We start from the raw sequence: 21,978 nt of genomic DNA, 5'->3' as shown, positions 1-21,978 counted from the left end.
GTGCTGGCCGGCAGGAACGGAGTGCAGTTCCAGCAGCAACTCCATGCGGACAGGGTTCGGAATGTCCCTACGCCCGGGAAATAGCTCGATTTTGCCGCCTGGACTTAGGGGTTGCTGCCACTCCGCGAGAGGAACTGTTGGCGGCGGATCGCCAAAGGTTCGTCCCGCCCTCCGCAACGGCTGGCCACCGGGCCCGGATGCATGACTCCTTGTTCCATACGTGGCCCGAGATGCGGTAGTACACGTCGATGCGTGGCGCGTCGTGCTGGAGGGTCGCAGTGACTTTGCACCCCTCCCCGTGAAACTCCGCGGTGTACTCCCAACGCGGTGCACTACTAGCGTGATCTTGCCGCTCGACCAAGTCACCTGCTCAGGATTCCCGTCGAAGCCGCGACGGATCGTCAGGTAGTCGTCCGTGTGGAACGGTTCACCCAGTGGGAGCCGTGGCCGACGAACACTGGACCAGGCGGATCAACCCAGTCTGTTTCGCGGCCACGGACGATCCTCCGCGGTCGTCTTCGTTTCCCGCTCTCCCCCAGTTGGTTGATCAGCACGTCCACGACCTGGTGAGCGACACCGCGACGACGCTGCCGTTCAGGCCCGCAGCGACCGCCTCGGCGAGACTGCCGCACAGGTCTTCCCCGTCCGGGCCGTTCGCCAGCGGTCGCCGCGAACTGGTTCCGGGCTGTGCCGCGGCGTTGATCGTCTGCTTCGCGGTGACCCTCTCGCCCGGTCACCTGGTCGCGACTGGATCAGCGGGAGTCGAGCCGGATTTCCCCGGCGCTGGAATTCACCTCGATGCGGTGGGCGCCGGTCGGCCGGTCCGGGAGGGTGCCGCTCCGTTCGCCGACCGAGGTTTTCGCCGATACCGCGTAGTCCGTGCCCGGGACGGTGAGGGAAACGGCACCCACGTCGGTCCTGATGGTGGCGTCGGCTGCCGCGCTCAGGGTGATGTCTACTTCGCCGACGGAGGTCACGGCCTTGACTGGCCCGGCGGCGTCCTGGACGGCGACCCGGCCCGCGGACATCGTCAGGTCCAGCGAGCTGATCTTGCCCGCTTCGAATTCGCCAGCTCCCATCTTTCCGGTCACTGCCACGCGATCGGGCAAGGTGACGGTGTAGGAGACTACGCACTGGGTTCCGCAGGTTCCGTCGAGTTCGAGCGACGTCCCGGTCAAGCGATGCCACACGCCCTCCGGTTTCGCGCCCTGGTAACGGATCTCGCGCTCGACAGTGATCGAGTCGCGGGCACCGCCGGAACGCAGCCGCACGTATCCGGCGGGGCTGTCGATCTTGATCGCCGTCGCCGAACCGGTGAGCGTCGACGTGTCCTTCACGGTGTTCTGCCAAACCCCGACGGAGACGCCGTCAGCTCCGTCCTGCTGCACGGGGAGCTGGCACGCCGAGACGCTCGCCGCCAGGACACCAGCCGCGACCAACCGACCACTTCGCACGTTTCTCGTCCTCTTCTCGTTCAAGCCGGACTTTCACGTTATGGCCATGATCAGCTTTCGGGCATCAGGGATGACCCGGACATAGACCGGGGATTTCTGCTGGAACGCCGAATTCCCGGAAGGTCGTTGCGGCACCTGCAACGGAACGCGCCTCAGACTGCTCCATCGTCGAAGGCGGGGCGTTCAGGCCGGACGGACGGCGCGGTCGGGTGCTGAGCGTCAGGGATTTCCGGCGGTGACCGGGGCAGGTTCGTCGTCGGGGCGGCGGCGGGCGGCCCAGGAGTCGTAGCCGCGCAGGAGGAAGCGGTGGGCGGGGCGTTCGACCAGCCGGGTGAGGGCCCAGCCCAGGAGGACGCCGGCGGTGATCATCCCGGCGGTTTGCAGCAGCGGGTCGAGGCCGAGGCCGGACAGCCAGTGCAGCACGAGGTAGCCGATGGCCTGGTGGATCAGGAAGACGCCGTAGGAGACGCCGGCGAACCAGGTGATCGCGCGCTGGGCGAACGGCGGGAGGAAGCGGTTCCAGTCCGGGCCCGCCGCGGCAAGGGAGATGACCGCGATGCCGATCGCGATGCCGATCGTCGAGCCCCATTCGACGTGGATTCCGGTGGGGGTGACGGTCGCGCCGTGCAGGGCGTGCGCGGCGACGCAGAGGACTTCCAGCAGCACGAATTCCGTCGTGGACACGCGTTTCGTCGTCCAGAGCCACACCGCGATGCCCGCGACGAAGAGGTGCCAGCGGTGGAAGCCGAAGCCGTCGACGATGACGCGGTACCACTCGGGCGGGCCCGCGATGCGCAGCGGCCATTGCGCGAGCGGGACGAGCAGGGCGGCCCACATGACGACGCGGAACTTGCGGCCGTGGCCCCAGCTGCTCCGGAAGAGCAGCGCGGCGACGGTGAACGCCATGAGCTGGAGGGGAATCGTCCAGTGGGAGCCGTCGAGGAAGGGGAACTCGGCGGGTTTCCAGTTCCAGAGCATCAGGAGGTTGCCGGCGAGATCGCCGAACCGCGGACTGAACCAGCCGGGCGGCGAGAGGTACCGCAGCGCGAAGTAGATCACCACGACGGCCGCGAGGAACGGCGGCAGCAACCGCGCGATCCGGCCCCACCAGTACCGGCCGAGCGACCCGCGCCCGATCGTGACGGCGGCGAAGTACGCGGAAATCACGAGCAGCAGGCTCGCCCCGATCTGATGCGGGAACACGAACCGCCGCGGCCCGAGCTCGGGATGGACGACGACGCTCATGAACGTCGCGTGGTACAGCAGCACCAGCACGACGCACCCACCGCGCACGAGGTCCCAGCTGATCCGCCGGTTCCCCGAAGACACGCTCACCGGACGGAACGAGGACACGCGCGCCACCGTAACTGGTGGGGTTCGCGGGACGGGGAGGGACCCTGGGGCGGGTTGGCCGGGGTATTTCCGGTACAGGGGCCCGGGTTCGTGGTCCGCGGGCGAGCGTGTTTCGGAGGAATCCTTGGTGGCAGAGGGGTTTTTGCTTTGGGGTGACTCGTGGTTCGCGGGGCGGCGGGGCTGTCGCTGTGCGGTGCGGGGTTCCGGTGAGTGAGAGGTTTTGGGTTGGGGGCAAGCAGGATTCACCCGTTGGATGTGACGGACAAATGCTTGCTTGGTCGCGGTGGGCGGTGTTGATCGGGAGGCGGCGGAAAGTGAGACGGGTCGCGGCTGAATCGGTCTTGTGGGTGGTCGCGTTGCGCGGGCTGATGGGAGAAGGTATTGGGCGAGTTGCCGGGCTTGGGTGCTTTGGGACCTCTGCCGCGAGTTGCGCGCGCCGTGGGCCGGACGCCGCTGTGGGTGGGGCGTGGTCTGGCGAGCGAGTTTGCGGACGTTGCCAGCCAGGTCGCCTTACCGCCGGTCCCGGAGGGCCAGGCTCGGGCGACGTGCGCCCGGTCGATCGCCGACGCTCAGAGCGGTGCCTCGGCAGGCCCGGACAGCCGAACCGGGATCCCGGCCGAGCACGGCCCGAACGGCTCGACCACGCCAATCCGGCTTTCGGCTGCCGGTCGAGCCGCACTGGCGGATTGCCCCGGCCCGCTCGCCCGACTTCCCGGCAGGTCGGAGCCGACCGCCCCGACCTTTCAGACCTGCCTGGTGCCCGGCTCCCGGCTCCCGGCTCCCGGCTCCCGGCTCCCGGCTCCCGGCTCCCGGCTCCCGGCTCCCGGCTCCCGGCTCCCGGCTCCCGGCTCCCGGCTCCCGGCTCCCGGCTCCCGGCGACGGTCTCACGCTCCGAGCGGCGACGCCATCAGGCTCCAGTTTTGGAGGCAGCCTCGTTCGTGACGACCGTGCCTACGCTCCTGCCAGGAGACGTGCAGCGACAGCGTCAGACTCCGGGATTGAAGGCAACTTCCTCCGTGGCGACCCGCCTGCGGTCCCGCCCGGGGCAGAGCAGGACAGCGTCACACCCAGTCTTGAAAGCGACCCCTCTGTGGCGACCCTGCCTGCGATCCGGCCGGAGGCAGACCGGAGGCAGACCGGAGGCAGAGCAGCGACGGCGTCAGACTCCCGTCTTGAAGGCGACCTCCTCCGTGACGACCGTGCCCGCGGTCCGGCCCGGAGCGGTCTGGTGGCCCCAGTACAGGTTCGTGTGCGCGATGACCTGCGCGGGCGACGGGGCTCCCCACTTGGTGAGGTCTTCCGTGGTGTGGGCGTCGCTCACCAAGGTCGCGTCGTAGCCTCGGGCGAAGGCTCCATGGAGAGTGGAGCGGATGCAGGCGTCCGTTTGGGCTCCGCTCACCACCAGGTGGCCGACCTTCAGGTCAGCTAGCACTGATTCCAGGGTGGTGTCTTCGAAGGAGTCGCCGTAAGACTTCTCGATCAGCGGTTCGGCGGGCGAGGGCGTCAGCTCCGGGACGAGGGCCCATTCGGCGCTGCCTTTCTCCAGGCCCTCGCCGGAGTGCTGCACCCAGACGACGGGGATCTCGGCCGCCCGGGCTTTGTCTACCAAGGCGGCCACGTTCGCTACGACGGCGTCGCGCTCGTGTGCGTCAGCGACGACGCCGTTCTGGACGTCGACGACGAGGAGTGCGGTGTTCGGGCGGTCGTTGAGCGTGGTCATCGGGTCTTCCCTCCAGTCAGGTACCGCTCACGCTAGACCCGGCCACCGACAAAAAACGCCGCACTCACTCCGGGCGGAGGGCATCGTGCGGAGAAGACGGACCGAATTCGGTTTCGAAGCGAGCCAGGAGGCGGGCCAGCACGGCGTTCAGGTCGGACAGGTCGTCCGCGCCTACGGCCGACACGAACAGAGCCTGCTCGCGTTCGGTGCGTTTCTTCGTGGCAGCGGCCCAGCGGGCGCGGCCTTTGCGGGTCAGGCGGATGGGGCGGCTTCGGCCGTCCGAACCCGCGGCGACGCGTTCTACCAGGCCCGCTCGTTCCAGGCGGTCGATGCGGACGGTGACGGTGCCGGAGGTGACGCCCAGGCGGTCACCGAGCTCTTTCGGCGTCAGCACCGCGGCGCGGTCGGATCGGTGCAAAGCCGACAGCGCTTGCCAATCCCCCGTGCTGAATCCGTATTCCTCCGCCACGCCGCGCAACACCTGTTCGAACTGCCGCGACAGCCGTCCGATCCGCTGCCGGGCCGCTTCGACCTGCTCGTCCACGCCCTCCGGCATCACGGCCAGCCATTCGGGCAGGCCCGCCCCCACTGAGTCCAACTGGACACTCCCTCGAAGCTCAAGGTAGTTTGGTTTGAGTATCAAGGTACCTGGTCCTGGGGAGGTTCGCGTGTCCGGACGCGTCTGGTTCATCACGGGAGCGAGCAGCGGGTTCGGCCGCGTGCTCGCGGAAACTGTGCTGGCGCGCGGGGAAAAGGTCGTGGCCACGGCTCGCGACACAACGGCGCTCGACGGGTTGAAGACATTCAAGGCCCGGCTGGACGTCACGGATCCGGCGTCGGTGGAAGCGGCGGTGAGCGCGGCGATCAGCGAGTACGGGCGGATTGACGTGCTCGTCAACAACGCCGGGCACGGACTGGTGGGGGCACTTGAGGAACTGACCGACGCGCAGGCGCGGCAGGTGCTCGAGACCAACGTGTTCGGCGTCCTGAACGTCACTCGCGCGGTGTTGCCGCATCTCCGGGCGCGGCGCAGCGGGCACATCGTGCAGCTGTCGTCGGTCGGCGGGGTGGTCGGGAACCCGGGGCACGCGTTGTACGCGACGTCGAAGTTCGCGCTCGAGGGGATGTCCGAGGCGCTCGCCGGGGAGGTCGCGCCGCTCGGGATCCGGGTGAGCCTGGTGGAACCGGGGCCGTTCCGGACGGACTTCGCCGGGCGGTCGATGACGTTCTCCGAGCCCATCGACGACTATCGCGACACTCCGGCAGGCGTTATGCGCCAACGGTTTTCCGCGCAGGACGGCGCGCAGCCGAACGATCCGGCGAAGGCCGCCGAGGCGATCGTCAAGCTGGTCGACACGCCGGACGCTCCGCTGCGGCTGCCGCTCGGGCCCGAGGCGGTGAACCGGATCCGGGCGAAGCTGGAGCAGCAGCTCGCGGATCTGGCGGCGTGGGAGGAGGTTTCGCTGGACACGCGTTATCCGGACGGCTGAACGAACTCAGCCGTCCGGATGGTCCGGCGGGTCAGCCCACGGGGCCCTCGGCGGGTACGACGGTGACGTTCTGCTGCTGACCGGTCTGGTCGACGACGGTCACGGTCAGTTTGTCGCCCGGGTGGTGCTGGTCCATCAAGGTGGTCAGCGTGGTGGGCGAGTCGACCGCTTTGCCGTCCACCGCGGTGATCACGTCGCCAGCGGCCAGGCCTGCCTTCGCGGCTGCACCGTCGGGGACGATCTGCTGGATCGCCGCGCCGGAGCCGGATCCGCCCTGCTGCTGCTGCTGTTGTTGCTGTTGCTGCTGCCCGGCGTCGCTGACGGTCACGCCCAGGAACGCGCTCTTTCCAATGTGGACAGTGTCCGAACCGGTGCCGCCGACGATCTCGTGGGCGATGGAGATCGCCTGGTTGATCGGGATCGCGTAGCCCTCGTTCCCGCTGGACCCCTGCGAGCCATTGCCCTGCGAACCATTGCCCTGCGAGTCGCCTGGGGAGTCGCCCTGCGAGCCGCTCCCGGGGAAGCCGTTGCCGAGCCCCCCGTGGCTCCGACGTCCGCCGCCGCCGTTGAACTGGTACCCGGCCGAGGCCGCGGTGTCCACGCCGATGACCTGGCCCTGCGCGTTCACGAGCGGGCCGCCGGAATCGCCGGACTGGATGTTGGCATCGACCTGGATCAGGTCCTTCAGCTGTTCGGACGAGCTGTTCGATTCGTCGGACGCGGTGATCGACTGGTTCAGCGCGGTCACCCGGCCGCCCGCCGGGATCGGCGCTCCCCCGGCGCCGCCCGCGTTGCCGAGGCCGACGACCGCGTCGCCGACCTTGACCGAGGACGAATCGCCGAGCGCCTCCGTGGCCAGCCCGGAAGCGTCGTTCAGCTTGAGCACCGCGACGTCGTGGCTGCGGTCGTAGCCGAGCACGGACGCGGTGTACGTCTGGCCGTTGCCGATGTCGGTGACCTTGATGCTGGTCGCGCCCTCGACGACGTGGTTGTTCGTGAGCACCTCGCCGTCGGCGGTGAGCACGATGCCGGTGCCGGCGGCGGCCGCGCCCTGATAGCCCAGCTCGGTGTTGATGTTGACGATGCCCGCGCTGACCTTCTTCGCGATCGCCTGCGGGTCGATGGCCGTGTTCGACGGGTTGGTCTGGTTGCCGATCGAACCGAAGTTCTGGTTCCCGGAGACTCCGGAGGGCGCGGACGGCGTCCACACGAAGTGCCCGACCCCGAGCCCGACGGCGACCGACAACGCGATCGCGCCGACCGTGACGGCCGCGGTCCGCAACGGGTGGCTGGCCCGCTGCGGCCGGTGGTACGGCGTAGCGAACTGCTGAGTCGGGTGCGGCTGCCCGGCGTACTGGCCGCCGGGCTGCGGGCCGTACGCGCCGGGCGGCGGGTTCCAGGCCTGCTGCTGTCCCCAGCCCTGCTGATACGGCTGCCCCGCTCCCGGCGAATAGGGATGCGCCGGTCCGCCGTAGCCGGGCTGTCCCTGGTCCTGCCCGCCTCGCTCCTGCTCGTTCATGGTCCGCTCCCGCGTCTCGTGACCCTCCGCCAGCTCAGCAAACACCCGGTACCTGAGATTTTCCTTGCCGTCGTCCGTGCGGAAGCTGTGTACCCGCGCGGGCGGCACGAAGAAGCCCCGCCCGGCTCGGAAAAGAGCCGGACGGGGCCTGCGGAGACCGCGCCTTCTCCGCGCCGCCGGGATTCCGGCGGCGAGGGTGGTCAGCTCACGTGCACGTAGTCGACCACCAGCTGTTGCGGGAACTGGGTGTTGCCGTCCGGGTCGCCCGGCCAGTCGCCGCCCACCGCGAGGTTGAGGATCAGGTAGAACGGGTGGTCGTACACCCATTTCTTGCCGTTCAGGTCCGCCGGGGTACGGGTTTGGTAGGCCTGTCCGTCGACCAGCCAGACGATCTTGTTGGGCGACCAGTCGACCGCGTAGGTGTGGAAGTCGTCGGAGAAGTTCGGGCCGTTGAACGCCGCGCCGATGCCGCCCGCTCCCGAGTAGCCGGGGCCGTGGATGGTGCCGTGCACGGTGTTCGGTTCCTTGCCGATGTTCTCCATCACGTCGATCTCGCCGTCGTCCGGCCACTGCCCGCCGCCGAGCATCCAGAACGCGGGCCACATTCCTTGCCCGCGCGGCAGCTTCATCCGCACTTCCATATGCCCGTACGCCTGGCTGAACTTGCCGGCGGTGTTGAGCCGCGCCGAGGTGTACTGGCACGCGCCGTACCAGCAGTTGTTGCCGGAGTTCTCCTTCTTGGCGGTGATCACGAGGTGGCCTTGGCCGTCGAGCGCGCCGTTCGCCGCGCCGGAGGTGTACCACTGCCGTTCGTGGTTGTTGCCGTTGTTGTCGCCGGTTTCGTAGCTCCACTTGCCCCCGTCGGCGGGTGCGCCCGCAGGGCCGTTGAAGTCGTCGGAGAACCCGGCGGCCGGAGCGGCTGCGGGGGCGGCATTCCCGGCGGGCGTCAGCGCGACCGCACTGGCGACGGCGAGCGCCGCGGGAATCGCGAGCCGCCGCCAGCGGGAGGAGGTGTGCGTGGACGTCATCGTCATCCCTCAATCACTCGAGGGGCGGCCTGGCGGCGCCACCCCGGGTTTGTTGTGGATGGCAACAAAGTATGCCCACCAGCGCCTTCACCGGCAAGACGTTCCGTGGGTCATTTTCCGACCGGTGCCGGGGAAAGGCGCTCCCGGAAGGAATTCCGGGCAAGGCCGGATGACCGGACGGGCAAGCGGTCCGGTCATCCGGCTTTGATCAGTACCGGAACTGCTGCAGCTGACGTCCGTCCGCCGACGGCGCCCAGCCGATGCGGCCGGCCGGGTCGAGCTGCGCCGAGCGCTCGGTCAGCGGGTCGAACTCGCCGCCGAACGGACCGGCCACGAAGTTCAGGCCCGGCACCACCGCAACCGGTTTCCCGGCGGCGAGGTCGACGACCGCGAACTGGCTCGTCGCGTTGTTGTCGGTGACCACGCCGCCGACCTTGCCGAACTGCGACAGCACCGGCGGCGTCCGGAACGCCTCCAGCCCGAGGCGGTGCACGCCGTCGACCGCCAGGAAGCCGCCCTTCTGCTTGCGCACGCCGATGGTGCCCGCCGGCGCCAGCGTCGCCTCATCGACCGACACCAGCGACGACGTGCCGACGATGTTGAGGCTGATCGCGCGGTAGTCCGACTGGTAGACCCGCCCGGCCCCGGAGTCGACCGCCAGCCCGGTCGCGCATCCGCTGCCGCCGTCCGCCCGCCGGACCTCTCCGGAGTTCAGGTCGACGCGAGCCACCGGACCGGCACCGCCGCTGAAGCAGATCAGGCTGCTGTTGGCCCGGCTCAGGTAGACGAAACCGTTCGCCGGATCGAGGTCGAGCATCTGGTACGCGCCTGCCCCCACGCCCGGCGGGTCGGCGGGCACTGGCTTGCCGAACGTGCCCGTGGCGAGGTCGAGCGGGAGCACCGTGTCGGCGTTGTCGCCGTCGTGGTGTGCCAGGAGCGCGGCGCGGTGGTGCACCGGATCCACGCGGCCGCCGTCGAGCGAGTACCCGGTTGCGGCGGCGCTGGCGACGAGCTTGCCCGAAGCCGTGTCGTAAGTCTCCACAGTGGACTGATCGCCGCCGAAGTGCAGCAGTGCCAAGCGATGTGCGTCTGGATCTGCGCCGAGGACCTGGTATCCGCGATCCGGCGATTCGTCGCTGGCGAGTGCCCGGCCGTAGGTGCCCTTGGCGGTGTCGTACTCCCGCACCGACTCCCCCGCGCCGGGTTCGCGCAGCGCGACGTACGACGTTCCGGTGGCCGATGCGGCGAAGCTCGTCACCACGGTGTCGCCTGGCGCGAGTCCGTCGTCGACGGTGAGGAAGGACGTGGGCGAGGCCTGGCCGAGGATCCGTCCGTGCGCGTCGGTCGCGAAGACGCGGACGTTGTAGGACAGCGAACCGCCCAGACCGAGCTTGCCCGCGTCCAGTGACGCGGTGCCATTGCGGCCGGGAAGCTGTTGGTAGGCAACCGATCCGGCACTCGGGCCGCCTGCGTCCCGGGTGTCGCCGTTCGCGTTCGTCACGGTGTTGAGCGATTTGAACAGCGTCGGTGCGGGTGCGGAAAACTCGACCGCCGCACCGGTCGCGCCGCGAATGCCGCGGACGTCGTAGCCGACCGAGAATCCCGGTGCGGCGCGGGTGATCTCCGCGTGGTGGCCAGTGCCGAGGATGGGCGCGTCCGGCCGTTGTCCGGCATCGCCGCCGACGCGAACCGCGGTGAATTCGCCGTACACCGGATCGCCGACGCTGCCGGTGACCGAGCGCTGCACGATTCCGATGCCGTAGATCCCGCTGCCGGAGGCGAATGCCGTGGCTGGCACGAGAATGTCTCCGGACGTCGCGAGCAGCGGGGCGGTAAAGGTGGTCCCGAACAGCGGGGCGCTGACCGGGCTCCAGTGGCCGAGCGTCGAGACGACCAGCTGCGGGTTCGACAGGTTGCGGACGCCGGTGAGGTCGTAATGCACGGTCGTCGACTGTCCGCTGTGGACAGTCGCGGGCGCGACCGGGGCCTGTGCTTCGGCGTAGGTGCCGTCGGTCGGGCCGAAGGTCAGCGTGCGGGTGGCCGACGCGATCAGCCAGCCCGCGATCCGGACCTCGAAGGTGACCGGGACGCTCCGGTCTGTTGTTGCTACGACGGGCATTCCGGCCGCGGTCAGGAGTTCGGTCGGGCTCAGCCGGACCGCGGGTACCGCTGAGCGGAACTCCTTGCCGCCGACCTTCACCGCGTACGACGCGCCCGGCGGTGCGCCCGCGACGTCGGCCCCGATCGTGACCGGGCCGACCAGGCCTTCGCCGGTGCCGTTGGTGGCGAGGTCGATCCGGCCGTCCGGCGCGTCCTCCAGGAACGCAGCGCCGAGACCGCCGGTGGTCACCCGGTGCGCGACTGAGACCCGCGCGATCGCCGGAGCAGTGTGGACGCCGAGTACGGACTGGAGAGCGGCGGTTACGTCGAGCTGCGGTCCGACGGTCACCGGCCGGTCTGCCTGCGGCGGGGTCGAGACCGGCCGCGCTGAATGCGTCAGCACGTTCCGGACGTCGAGCGGGTTCATCGGGCGGCCAGTCAGTTTCGCCGCTTGGAGCACGACGGCTGCCGCGGCGGCGGTCATCGGCGCGGAGGCCGAGGTGCCGCCGTTCAGCACGGGCGTCACGTCTTGCGCGGAGCCGTGTTCGGTGTGCTGATAGACGAGAATTCCGTCGCTGGGCGCGGAAATGTTGACCCGCGAGCCGAAGCCGGACGAGTAAGCCGCGCTGCCGTTGAAGCGGGTCGTGGCGTATGTCGGGTTGTGCGCGGCGGGAGTGCCTGAGCGTTGCGGCACCGACAGAGTGTCGTCCAGTGTCGTGCCGCCGACGGCGATCGCGCCGCTGTCGAGGACCTTGGTCGGGGTTGTGGAGTACGCGTCGTCGTCGATGTCGGTGGTGTCACCAGCGTTGCGAGCCACGTCGGTGGGCGTGCTGCCGCCGTCCGGGCCGACCGCGGTCGGCGTGTACAGCCGCGTTCCGTCGTTGGCCGAGATGGTGACGACGATGTGGTACTGGTGCACGATCGTGCTGACGACGGACTGCAACAGCGGATCGTCTTCGAGGTACCGGCCGGGGAAGCCGACCGTGTCGGTGCCCTCGCCGAGGCTCGCCGTGATCACGTTCGGCCGCGGCGTCTGCCGGGCGGCGGCCAGCAGCGAAACCGCGATCTGGTCGACGGTCGGCTCCTGCGGCACGACGAGCCGGTACTGCGCGCCCGGCGCGATGCCGAGCAGGTCCGTGTAGCCGGAACCGGTCGCGTCCGGCCGTTGCGCGTCGTGCGGGAGCGGGGCCATCACGCCGAAGTCGAGCAGCACTTCGCCGAGCCCCGGGTCCTGGCCCTCCGCCGAGCCGAGCGGGTCCAGGCGGCCGGACGGGCTCGCCGTGTAGGTCGGGATCAGCGGCATGGACGGAAGATCGAGGTAACGCTGGCCGTCGCGGACGATCGTCGTCGGGCCGTAGGTGCGGACATACTGGTCGCCCGCGTCGGCCATGCCCTGGTCGGTCAGGTCGCCGATGGAGACGTTGGTGATGATTTGGCCGGTGCCGGGCAGTTGGCCGTATTTGGATTTCAGCAGGCTGTACGCGCCGAGTGCGTTGGTGCCGCCCGCGTTGAGGTAGCTCTCCGCCGACGAGCTGACGCCGTAGTTGTCCGGCAGCGGCGCGGGCGGCTTGGCCTGCGCGCGTTTCTGCTGCGCGGCCTGGACGGACGGTTGTGGTACCGGGACTGGACCGGTGGACATCGCGGACACGCGGCGGTTCACGCGGGCGCTCACCACACCTGGCGTCTTCGACAGCTTTTGCGCGGCCTGGGCTGCGTCTGTGCCACGAAGGTGCACCAGGACGGTCTTCGAGAGTGCGGGAACGTCGGTGGCGTCGGGGAAGACGGGCTCTACCGACGTTGCGCCGACATCAGTGAGAGCGGCGTTGACAACGTTGTCGGAAGTGCGAGCGGCCCGCTTGCCCGCCGCAATCGGCGGGCCTGTCACGGATGTCGACGGCGCTAGCCGCAGGACGACGTCGTGGGGTTGCTGGCGCGTGAAGGCGGCGCGGACCGCGTCGTCGGTCGGGGCGAAATCGCCGAGTGTGGACGTGCCTTGGGCAAGCGGCAGCACGGTTTTCGCGACAGTCTTGCCGTGGGCGTCGGTGCGGGTCGCGGTGCCGTCGGCGGCGAGCGTGACCGCTCCCCCGTCCGGCATCGCGACATGTCTGGACGGTGGCTGAGCCGGTGGCGCCGAGGCGGAAGCCGGAGCTGCGGCGAGGCCGCACAGCGTCACCGCGGCGGTGGCCGAGGCGACGAGGATGCGCAGCGAGGACGTTCGGGCGCGAGACACAGCGCCCCCTTTCAGGTCGGGGGGACGGGGGTCAGTGGTCGGATCAATTTCCCAGCTCGCGACGGCGTGGCGCAAGATAGCCACCATGACCAATAGTCGCCAGGTGGCGGATTCCCGCCAGGCCGCGCCGGATTTGTCCGCGCTCGGCCTGCCGCCCGCGGACATCCGGGTCTATACCGCGCTTGTCGGGCATCCGCGCACCCGGGCGGCGGACGTGGCCGAGCAATGCGGGCTGTCCGCGCAGCAGGTGTCGCGCGCACTTTCCCGGTTGACCGCAGCCGGATTGGCGAGCCGCGTGCCCGGACGACCGGCGCGCTATCTCGCCGCGCCGCCCGATCTCGCGCTCGGCGCGCTGGCCGCGGAACGGGCCGCCGAGCTGCGCGAAGCACGGGCGAAAATCGAAGAACTGATGGAAGTGCACCGCGAGGCGAGCCGGTTCACGCATCCGGCGGAGCTGGTCGAGGTCGTCACCGGGACGGAGAACATCGACAGCCGGGTGCTGCGGTTGCAGGAGGAGGCCCGGACACAGATCCGAGGTTTCGACCGGCCGCCGTACGTCAAGCCGCCCGGCGCGAACCTCGGCGAGGAACAACGGCGGTTGAAAGCGGGGATCGCCTATCGGGTCATCTACGCGCAAGCCGCCATCGCCGTGCCGGGCCGGTTGCGCGGCGACATCCTGGCCAGCCACGGCGAAAAGTCGCGGGTGCGGCCGACGCTGCCGATCAAGATGGTGATGGCGGACGAGAAGGTCGCGGTGATCCCGATCAGCTCGTCGCCGCACGTCGTGGACGCCGCGTACATCATTCACGCGTCGGCGTTGCTGGACGCGCTGGTCACGCTCTTCGAGGCGGAGTGGGACCGGGCGGTGCCGATCACGCGGGCGCTGACCGGCGGGGACCGGGATACCGCCACGCTGCTCACGCTCCTGGCGTCCGGGCAGACGGACGCGGGGATCGCCCGCGCGCTCGGGTGGAGCGCGCGGACCACGCAGCGGCGGGTTCAGCGGCTGATGACGGAACTGAACGCCACGACCCGGTTTCAGGCCGGGATGAACGCGATGGCCCGCGGGTTGCTGTGACGAGGTCCGTGAAGGACTCCTTGAGGGAATCAGATTCTTTCAAGGGGCCTTTCACGGACGCCAGCGGCGGCGGAGATGCGGTCCGTGAGGGCCACCTTCAAGGACTCTGAGTCCCTCAGGGTTCCCCTCACGACCCTCACCTGTCCGTGAGGGGCCCCTTCACGGACTTGGATTCCCTCAAGGGGCCCTTCACGGACGCCAGCAGCGGTGCGCGGGGCGGAGGTGGCGGTGGCGGTGGCGGGCCTCAGTCCTCAGTGGACGGACGTTCCTCCAGCAACCACAACACCCCGCTCGGCGGAAGCTGCACCACCGCCGACGCGGGCTGACCGTGCCAAGGTTCCTCAGTCGCCTCCACCGCGCCCAAGTTCCCGACCCCCGAGCCACCGAACGACTCCGCGTCCGTGTTCAGCACCTCGGTCCACCGGCCCGCAGCGGGAAGGCCCACCCGGTAGTCGTGGTGCGGAACCCCGGCGAAGTTGGCGATGCAGGCCAGCCGCGAGCCGTCCACACCGAGGCGCAGGAAGCTCAGCACGTTCCCGGCCGAGTCGTTCGCGTCGATCCAGCGGAAGCCCTCCGGCCGGACGTCGCCGCTGAACAGCGCCGCGGTGTCCCGGTAGATCGCGTTCAGCTGCCGGATCAGGTCGCGCACTCCGCGGTGCAGCGGGGTTTCCAGCAGGTGCCAGTCCAGCGACCGCGACTCCGACCATTCGCGCGGCTGGCCGAACTCGCCGCCCATGAACAGCAGCTGCTTGCCCGGATGCGCCCACATGAACGCCAGCAGCGAGCGCAGGCCGGCCGCCTTGTTCCAGTCGTCGCCGGGCATCCGTTCCCACAGCGAACCCTTGCCGTGCACCACTTCGTCGTGCGAGAGCGGCAGGACGAAGTTCTCGCTCCACGCGTACACGAGCGAGAAGGTCATCTCGTTGTGGTGGTACGCCCGGTGGATCGGCTCGTGCGACAGGTAGCGCAGCGTGTCGTGCATCCAGCCCATGTTCCACTTGAAGCCGAAACCCAGGCCGCCCAAGTGCGTCGGGCGGGTGACGCCGGGCCAGGCGGTGGACTCCTCGGCGACCATCACCACGCCGGGGTGTCGCTTGTAGACAGTCGCGTTCAGTTCCTGCAGAAACCTTACGGCGTCGAGGTTTTCCCGGCCGCCGTACTCGTTCGGCAGCCACTCGCCGTCCTTGCGCGAGTAGTCGAGGTACAGCATCGAGGCGACCGCGTCGACGCGCAGGCCGTCGAGGTGGAACTCCTCCAGCCAGAACAGCGCGTTCGCGACGAGGAAGTTGCGCACCTCGTTGCGGCCGAAGTTGAACACGAGCGTGCCCCAGTCCGGCTGTTCGCCGCGGCGCGGGTCCTCGTGCTCGTACAGCGGGCTGCCGTCGAACCGCGCCAGCGCCCAGATGTCGCGCGGGAAGTGCGCGGGCACCCAGTCCACGAGGACGCCGATGCCGCGCTGGTGCAGGTGATCGACCAGGTACCGGAAGTCGTCCGGCGAACCGAAGCGGGACGTCGGCGCGTAGTAGGACGTGACCTGGTAGCCCCACGAGCCGCCGAACGGATGCTCCGCCACCGGCAGGAGTTCGACGTGCGTGAAGCCGGTTTCCTCGACGTAGTCGGCCAGTTGGTCGGCCATCTCGCGGTAGCCGAGCCCGGGCCGCCACGAGCCGAGGTGCACCTCGTACACGCTCATCGGCGCGTCCGCCCAGTCGGTGGCCTCGCGCCGGGCGATCCAGCCGTCGTCGCCCCAGGCATACGACGATTCGGTCACCTTCGACGCGGTCGCGGGCGGCACCTCGGTGGCGAACGCCATCGGGTCGGCCTTCTCGTGCCAGTGCCCGTCCGCGCCGAGGATGCGGAATTTGTAGCAGCTGCCGACGGAAACGCCGGGGACGAACAGCTCCCACACGCCCGAAGACCCGAGCGAGCGCATCGGGTGGCCGCGGCCCTCCCACGCGTTGAAGTCGCCGATCACCCGCACGCCGCGCGCGGTCGGCGCCCACACCGCGAAAGACACGCCTTCGACAACGCCGTTCGGAGTGTCGTACCGGCGCACGTGCGCGCCCAGCACGTCCCACAGCCGTTCGTGCCGTCCTTCGCCGATCAGGTGCTGGTCCAGCTCCCCCACCGTCGGCAGCCAGCGGTACGGATCGTCGGTGACGACAGTGTGGTTGTCGTAGCCGACCTCGAGCCGGTAGTCGCCCGGATGTTCCGGCAGCACCGCGGCGAACAGCGCGTCCGCCACGCGCTCCAGCGGAACGCGGCGCTCGCCTGCGACGACGGACACCGACGTCGCGCCCGGACGAAGCGCGCGCACGACGATGTCGCTGCCGTCGGTGTGCACGCCGAGCACCGAATGCGGGTCGTGGTGCTCGCCTGCCAGCAGCCGGTCGATGTCGAGCGGAGACGGCGCCGCCGAGGGCAGATCCGCGGGGACAGCGTTCACGGGGGTCACTCGCTTCCGTCGGTGCTGCGGGCGATCGCCGCCAGGGGCACGCTCAGCCAGTCCGGCCGGTTCGCGTGCTCGTAGGCGACCTCGTACACGGCTTTGTCCAGTTCAAAGGCGCGGAGCAGGCCCGCCTGCGCCTGCGGGTCGCCCACCGGGCCGCCGGCGCGGGCGTACCCGGAGCAGAACGCGGCGCGGTTGCGCCGGGCCCATTCCATCGCGTGCCGGGTCACGTCCGCGTTCTCGGGCTGCCCGACGAGCCGCTGGTGCGCCGCGTAGTCGAACGACCGGAGCATGCCCGCGACGTCCCGCAGCGGCGAGCGCAGCGCGTGCCGTTCCGCGACCGGGGCGGCCGGTTCGCCTTCGAAGTCCAGCAACAGCCATCCGTTGACGGTACGCAGCACCTGGCCCAAGTGCAGATCGCCGTGGATGTACTGCATGACGATCGGCGACTCGTGCGCGCGCACCGTTTCGAACACTTCGCGCAGCGCGGGCGCGTACACGGCCAGCTCCGGGACCACGCTGGACACCTGGTCGAGGCGCTCGGTCATCGCGCGCACCGTGCGGTCCAGCTCGTCGCTGTCCGCGGGCTCGGTGCCGAGCGCGGTCGCCAGGTCCGCGTGCACCTCGGCCACCGCGGCGCCGAGCCGCTCGGACTCGCCCGCGAAGTCGCCGCCCGCCTCGGCCGCGGCCTGGTCCGGTGCGGCCAGCAGGTCCCGCACGCTCGTGGTCGCCATCGCCCAGCCGTCGACCGCGTCCGGCAGGAACTCCTGCAGCATCCCCATCGTCGCGGGCTCGCCGTGCAGTTCGCCGGAGATCGAGCCGACCACGCGGGCGATGTGCTTGCAGCCCGCGTCCCGCAGCGCGCGGTGCAGCAGCAGGTCCTTGTTCGTCCCCGCGCTGAGCTTGCGGAACAGCTTGAGGATGTACTGCCCGCCGTACACCAGCGAGGTGTTGCTCTGCTCGGCGGTGATCGGCCGCGAGCGCAGGCCGGGCTCGAGCGTCGCGTCCGGCTCCGCCGCGAACCGCAGCGGCCCGGCGGACCCGCCCGCCGCCATCCGGTCCAGCAGCCCGGCGGTGAGGTCCGCGTCGCCGCTCGCCTCGTAGAGGCCTTCGCCGAGCACCGCCGCCGAAGCGACCTCGGGAACCCCGGACCGGCGGCCGACCAGCAGCTGGTACGGCTCGGTGCGGTCGCCCTGCAGCACGTCGACGACCGCGTGCACCAGCAGCGGATCAGGCCCGGCCAGTACGGTCAGCTCGACCGGGCGGACCTCGTCGACCGGCCGGTCCTTGCCCGCGAACCAGCGCTGCGCGGGCAGCCAGTCCGGCAGCAGGGCGGTCAGCGCCCCGGACACCTCGGACAGTTCGGGCTGTGCGGGCGGGAAACCGTGGTGCGACAGCGGACTCACCTCATTCTTCCGGCTCGAGCAGCTGGAACCAGTAGAACCCGTGGCCGGGCAGCGTGAGCAGGTACGGCAGCTCGCCGATGTCCGGGAAGCGCACCCCGCCGGTCAGCTCGACGGGCGTCGCGCCCTGGTGCGCGGACAGGTCCAGCTCCACCGGCTGCGGGAACCGGGACAGGTTGTTGACGCACAGCACGACGTCCGCGCGGCCGTCCGGGCGCAGCCACCGGCGCTGGTAGGCGAGCACGCTCGGGTTGGAGCCGCCGAGGTCGGTGAAATCGCCCTGGCCGAACGCGTGGTGCTGCTTACGCACCTCGATCATCCGGCGCGTCCAGTTCAGCAGCGACGACGCGTTGTCGGCCTGCGCCTCGACGTTGAGCGCTTGGTGCCCGTATACCGGGTCCATGATCACGGGCAGGTAGATGCGGCCGGGGTCGCAGGTGGAGAACCCGGCGTTGCGGTCCGGGGTCCACTGCATCGGGGTGCGGACGGCGTCGCGGTCGCCGAGCCAGATGTTGTCGCCCATGCCGATCTCGTCGCCGTAGTAGAGCACCGGCGACCCGGGCAGCGACAGCAGCAGCGCGGTGAACAGCTCCTGCTGGTCGCGGTCGTTGTCCAGCAGCGGGGCCAGCCGGCGGCGGATGCCGATGTTGGCCTTCATCCGCGGGTCCTTGGCGTACTCGGAGTACATGTAGTCGCGCTCTTCGTCGCTGACCATCTCGAGCGTGAGCTCGTCGTGGTTGCGCAGGAAGATGCCCCACTGCGTGCCGGACGGGATCTGCGGCGTCTGCAGCAGGATCTCCGAGATCGGGAACCGCGACTCCCGGCGCACCGCCATGAAGATCCGCGGCATCAGCGGGAAGTGGAACGCCATGTGGCATTCGTCGCCGCCGGACTCCGCGTCGCCGAAGTACTCGACCACGTCGGTCGGCCACTGGTTCGCCTCGGCCAGCAGGACCCGGCCGGGGTACTCGTCGTCGACGACCTTCCGGCAGCGCTTGAGGAAATCGTGCGTGCGCGGCAGGTTCTCGCAGTTGGTGCCTTCCTCTTCGAACAGGTACGGCACGGCGTCGAGCCGGAAGCCGTCGATGCCGATGTCGAGCCAGAACCGCAGCACGTCGATCATCGCGTCCTGCACGGCCGGGTTCTCGTAGTTCAGGTCCGGCTGGTGGGTGAAGAACCGGTGCCAGTAGAACTGGCCGCGCACCGGGTCGTAGGTCCAGTTCGACGTTTCGGTGTCGACGAAGATGATCCGCGCGTCCGCGTAGCGGGAGTCGTCGTCGCTCCACACGTAGTAGTCGCCGTACGGGCCGTCCGGGTCCGAGCGCGACTGCTGGAACCACGGGTGCGCGTCCGACGTGTGGTTCAGCACCAGGTCGGTGATCACCCGGATGCCGCGCCGGTGCGCCTCGTCGAGCAGGTACACGAAGTCCTCGACGCTGCCGAATTCCGGCAGCACGGCACGGAAATCGCTGATGTCGTAGCCGCCGTCGCGCAGCGGCGAGGCGTAGAAGGGCGGCAGCCACAGGCAGTCCACCCCGAGCCATTCGAGGTAGTCGAGCCTGCCCGCCAGCCCGCGCAGGTCGCCGGTGCCGTCGCCGTTCGAATCGGCGAACGCGCGCACCAGCACCTCGTAGAACACCGCGCTCTTGAACCATTCCGGGTCCTTCGGCGCCGCGTGCGCGTGCGCGAAGTCGTCCGCCTGCGGCTCGACCAGCAAGCCGTCGGCCGTCACCGCCTCCCCCGTGTGCGGCACGTCCGCCAGTCCCGCCGCGGCGCCGGGCCGGCTGTCTTCGTCCATCGTTCCACCTTGTCCTGAGTGCCTGTGCTGAATAGTGGTTATCCCGAACCGAGCCGGGATAACCACTCGCGAAGATCTGGTGCGGAGTTCAGGCCGCGAGCCTGCGGCGCAGCGCCACGATGTGCGCGACCGCCCGCCACGGTTCGAGCCGGACGAAGTTCGCCTGGCCCCAGTCCCACGTCTCCCCGGTGACCTCGTCGTGCGCGATGAGCCGCTCCGACCAGTCGAAGCCGAGGGAGGGCAGGTCGAGCCAGAGCGTGCCCTCGTGCGCTCCGTGCGGGTCGAGGTTCACCACCGTGACGACCGTGTCGCCCGTCGCCGGGTCCTGTTTGGAGTAGGCCAGCAGCGCTTCGCTGTCGACGTGGTGGAAGCGCAGCGACCGCATGCCCTGCAGCGCCGGGTGCGCGCGGCGGACGGCGTTGAGCCGGGTCAGCCACGGTTCCAGCGAACGGCCTTCGGCGAGCGCGCGGGCGAAATCGCGCGGGCGCAGCTGGTACTTCTCCGAGTCGAGGTACTCCTCGCTGCCCGGCCGCACCGCCTCGGATTCGAACAGCTCGTAGCCGGAGTACACGCCCCAGGTCGGCGACATCGTCGCGGCGAGCGCGGCGCGCAGCGCGAACATGCCCGGACCGCCGTGCTGCAGCGATTCGTGCAGGATGTCCGGAGTGTTCACGAAGAGGTTCGGCCGTCCGTGGTCCCAGTGCTCGACGAGGTCCGTGCCGAACTCGGTCAGCTCTTCTTTCGTGGTGCGCCAGGTGAAATACGTGTAGCTCTGGGTGAAGCCGAGCTTCGCCAGCCCCCACAGCCGGGCCGGGCGGGTGAACGCCTCGGCGAGGAACAGCACGTCCGGATGCGCGTCCTTCACCGACTGGATCAGCCACGCCCAGAAGTCCGGCGGCTTGGTGTGCGGGTTGTCGACCCGGAAGATCCGCACCCCGTGCGACACCCAGTGCAGCACGACGCGCAGCACCTCGTCGTAGATGCCGCGCGGGTCGTTGTCGAAGTTGACCGGGTAGATGTCCTGGTACTTCTTGGGCGGGTTCTCCGCGTAGGCGATGGTGCCGTCCGGGCGGGTGGTGAAGAACTCCGGGTACTTGACCACCCACGGGTGATCGGGCGCGGCCTGCAGCGCGAGGTCGAGCGCGACCTCGAGGCCGAGTTCGTCCGCGCGGGCGGTAAAGGAGTCGAAGTCCTCGATGGTGCCGAGCTCCGGGTGGATCGCGTCGTGCCCGCCTTCGTCCGCGCCGATGGCCCACGGCGAGCCGACGTCGTCCGGCGTCGCGTCGAGAGTGTTGTTGGGGCCCTTGCGGTTCACCCGGCCGACGGGGTGCACGGGCGGCAGGTAGACGACGTCGAAACCCATGCCCGCGACGCGGTCCAGCTCGCGCTCGGCGGTGGCGAAGGTGCCGTGCACCGCGCGCCCCTGCGCGTCGACGCCGCCGGTGGAACGGGGGAAGAATTCGTACCAGGAACCGAAAGCGGCGCGTTTGCGGTCGACCCACAGCTTCAGCACGCGGCCCTTGGTGATCAGCTCGCGCACCGGGAAATCGTGCATGAGCTGGCGGACCTCGGGCGACAGCGCCGGGCCGACGCGCTCGGCGAGGTCGCGTTCGTCGTCGCGCAGCGCGGCCGCGGCCCCGGCGAGCAGCGGGCGCTCGGCCCGGCGCTCGGGGCGGCGCGACACCCGGTCGAGCAGCAGCGCCCCGCTCTCCAGGTCGTTGGCCAGCTCCCCCGGCCCCTGCCCGGCGGCGATCTTCACCTCGACCGCGTGCTCCCAGGTGGCCCACGGATCGCTCCACGCGTCGACGCGGTAGGTCCACATGCCCTCGGCGTCGGGCACGATCACCGCGCCGAACCGGTCGAGCCCCCGGCCCCGCTCGGCCATCCGCGTCTGGCGCGCGGCGCGGTCGCCCGGACCGCGCCAGGCGACCGTCGCGGCGACCGCGTCGTGGCCCTCCCGCCAGACCGTGGCCGTGACGGGGAAATGTTCGCCTGCAACGGCTTTGGCCGGATATCGGCCGCAGCTGACAATGGGTGCGACGTCGTCGATCCCGAGCCTGCCGGTCATGGCAATGCCCCTTTTTCACGGTGGGTGGGAGTGTGGTCGGAGTGTGCCTCCGCGAGCACGGTCAGTGTGCCTGATTCCTCCAAAGCCGTTGACAGCGGGGCCTTTTTCGGAAATTCCCGCCACCCGGTCGGGCGAAACGCGCCCATTCGGCGGAACTCCCCGACGCATTCCCGTCTCCCGCCCGCAACACGAGCGCCGAATTGCGTTAACAATCGCCCGCCACGTTCCGGTGATTACCCGCCAGTACCACCCGGCGACAGGTCCGTGAAGGACTCCTTGAGGGAATCT

Annotated in this window: 12 protein-coding genes and 1 pseudogene; 2 read left to right on the top strand and 11 right to left on the bottom strand. The window is 69.9% G+C overall.

The annotated features are described in order from the left end of the window. Positions 1-752: 752 nt before the first annotated feature. The 4 genes from ACFORO_RS35625 to ACFORO_RS35610 form a co-directional block, all read right to left on the bottom strand. Positions 753-1,454 (bottom strand): hypothetical protein, encoded by a 702-nt coding sequence (locus ACFORO_RS35625; RefSeq protein WP_377869793.1) that lies wholly within the window; start codon positions 1,452-1,454, stop codon positions 753-755. A 219-nt stretch (positions 1,455-1,673) separates the two neighbouring features. Further along, the gene (locus ACFORO_RS35620) at positions 1,674-2,807 is read right to left on the bottom strand and encodes an acyltransferase family protein (RefSeq protein WP_377869792.1); all 1,134 of its coding nucleotides are present in this window, start codon (positions 2,805-2,807) and stop codon (positions 1,674-1,676) included. Between the two features lie 1,159 nt (positions 2,808-3,966). Further along, positions 3,967-4,527 carry an isochorismatase family protein gene (locus tag ACFORO_RS35615; RefSeq protein WP_377869791.1) on the bottom strand — a complete coding sequence of 187 codons (561 nt, stop codon included), beginning with the start codon at positions 4,525-4,527 and terminating at the stop codon, positions 3,967-3,969. 64 nt (positions 4,528-4,591) lie between these two features. Further along, on the bottom strand, positions 4,592-5,116 hold the full coding sequence (locus ACFORO_RS35610) for a MarR family winged helix-turn-helix transcriptional regulator (protein ID WP_377869839.1): 525 nt from the start codon (positions 5,114-5,116) through the stop codon (positions 4,592-4,594). Positions 5,117-5,195: 79 nt separating this feature from the next. On the opposite strand from ACFORO_RS35610, the gene ACFORO_RS35605 reads away from it, so the two are divergent. Then, positions 5,196-6,017 carry an oxidoreductase gene (locus ACFORO_RS35605; RefSeq protein WP_377869790.1) on the top strand — a complete coding sequence of 274 codons (822 nt, stop codon included), beginning with the start codon at positions 5,196-5,198 and terminating at the stop codon, positions 6,015-6,017. Between the two features lie 31 nt (positions 6,018-6,048). Here the strand turns inward: ACFORO_RS35605 and ACFORO_RS35600 are convergent, their stop codons facing one another. The 3 genes and pseudogenes from ACFORO_RS35600 to ACFORO_RS35590 all read right to left on the bottom strand — a co-directional run bounded on the left by ACFORO_RS35600 (position 6,049) and on the right by ACFORO_RS35590 (position 12,894). Beyond that, entirely contained in the window at positions 6,049-7,536 is a 1,488-nt protein-coding gene (locus ACFORO_RS35600) for a S1C family serine protease (RefSeq protein WP_377869789.1), read from the bottom strand. Positions 7,537-7,739: 203 nt separating this feature from the next. Beyond that, positions 7,740-8,564: pseudogene (locus tag ACFORO_RS35595) on the bottom strand (glycoside hydrolase family 16 protein); the annotation flags it as partial. A gap of 208 nt (positions 8,565-8,772) precedes the next feature. Then, positions 8,773-12,894 (bottom strand): S8 family serine peptidase, encoded by a 4,122-nt coding sequence (locus ACFORO_RS35590; RefSeq protein ID WP_377869788.1) that lies wholly within the window; start codon positions 12,892-12,894, stop codon positions 8,773-8,775. Positions 12,895-12,979: 85 nt separating this feature from the next. Here ACFORO_RS35590 and ACFORO_RS35585 point away from each other — a divergent pair, with 85 nt between their 5' ends. Next, positions 12,980-13,972: a helix-turn-helix domain-containing protein gene (locus tag ACFORO_RS35585; RefSeq protein ID WP_377869787.1), complete on the top strand. Its 993-nt coding sequence runs from the start codon at positions 12,980-12,982 to the stop codon at positions 13,970-13,972. Between the two features lie 244 nt (positions 13,973-14,216). Here the strand turns inward: ACFORO_RS35585 and glgB are convergent, their stop codons facing one another. From glgB to ACFORO_RS35565, 4 genes are all read right to left on the bottom strand, one after another. After that, entirely contained in the window at positions 14,217-16,418 is a 2,202-nt protein-coding gene (glgB, locus tag ACFORO_RS35580) for a 1,4-alpha-glucan branching protein GlgB (protein ID WP_377869786.1), read from the bottom strand. A gap of 5 nt (positions 16,419-16,423) precedes the next feature. Then, positions 16,424-17,827 carry a maltokinase N-terminal cap-like domain-containing protein gene (locus ACFORO_RS35575; protein WP_377869785.1) on the bottom strand — a complete coding sequence of 468 codons (1,404 nt, stop codon included), beginning with the start codon at positions 17,825-17,827 and terminating at the stop codon, positions 16,424-16,426. Between the two features lies 1 nt (position 17,828). Continuing rightward, positions 17,829-19,622 carry a maltose alpha-D-glucosyltransferase gene (gene treS, locus ACFORO_RS35570; protein ID WP_377869784.1) on the bottom strand — a complete coding sequence of 598 codons (1,794 nt, stop codon included), beginning with the start codon at positions 19,620-19,622 and terminating at the stop codon, positions 17,829-17,831. Between the two features lie 88 nt (positions 19,623-19,710). Continuing rightward, the gene (locus ACFORO_RS35565) at positions 19,711-21,690 is read right to left on the bottom strand and encodes an alpha-1,4-glucan--maltose-1-phosphate maltosyltransferase (protein WP_377869783.1); all 1,980 of its coding nucleotides are present in this window, start codon (positions 21,688-21,690) and stop codon (positions 19,711-19,713) included. Between the last annotated feature and the right edge of the window lie 288 nt (positions 21,691-21,978).

Source organism: Amycolatopsis halotolerans, from assembly GCF_042647905.1.
Classification (GTDB): Bacteria; Actinomycetota; Actinomycetes; order Mycobacteriales; family Pseudonocardiaceae; genus Amycolatopsis; species Amycolatopsis halotolerans.
Note: the sequence above shows the minus strand (reverse complement) of the source record. Positions and strands in the feature narration are given on the sequence as shown.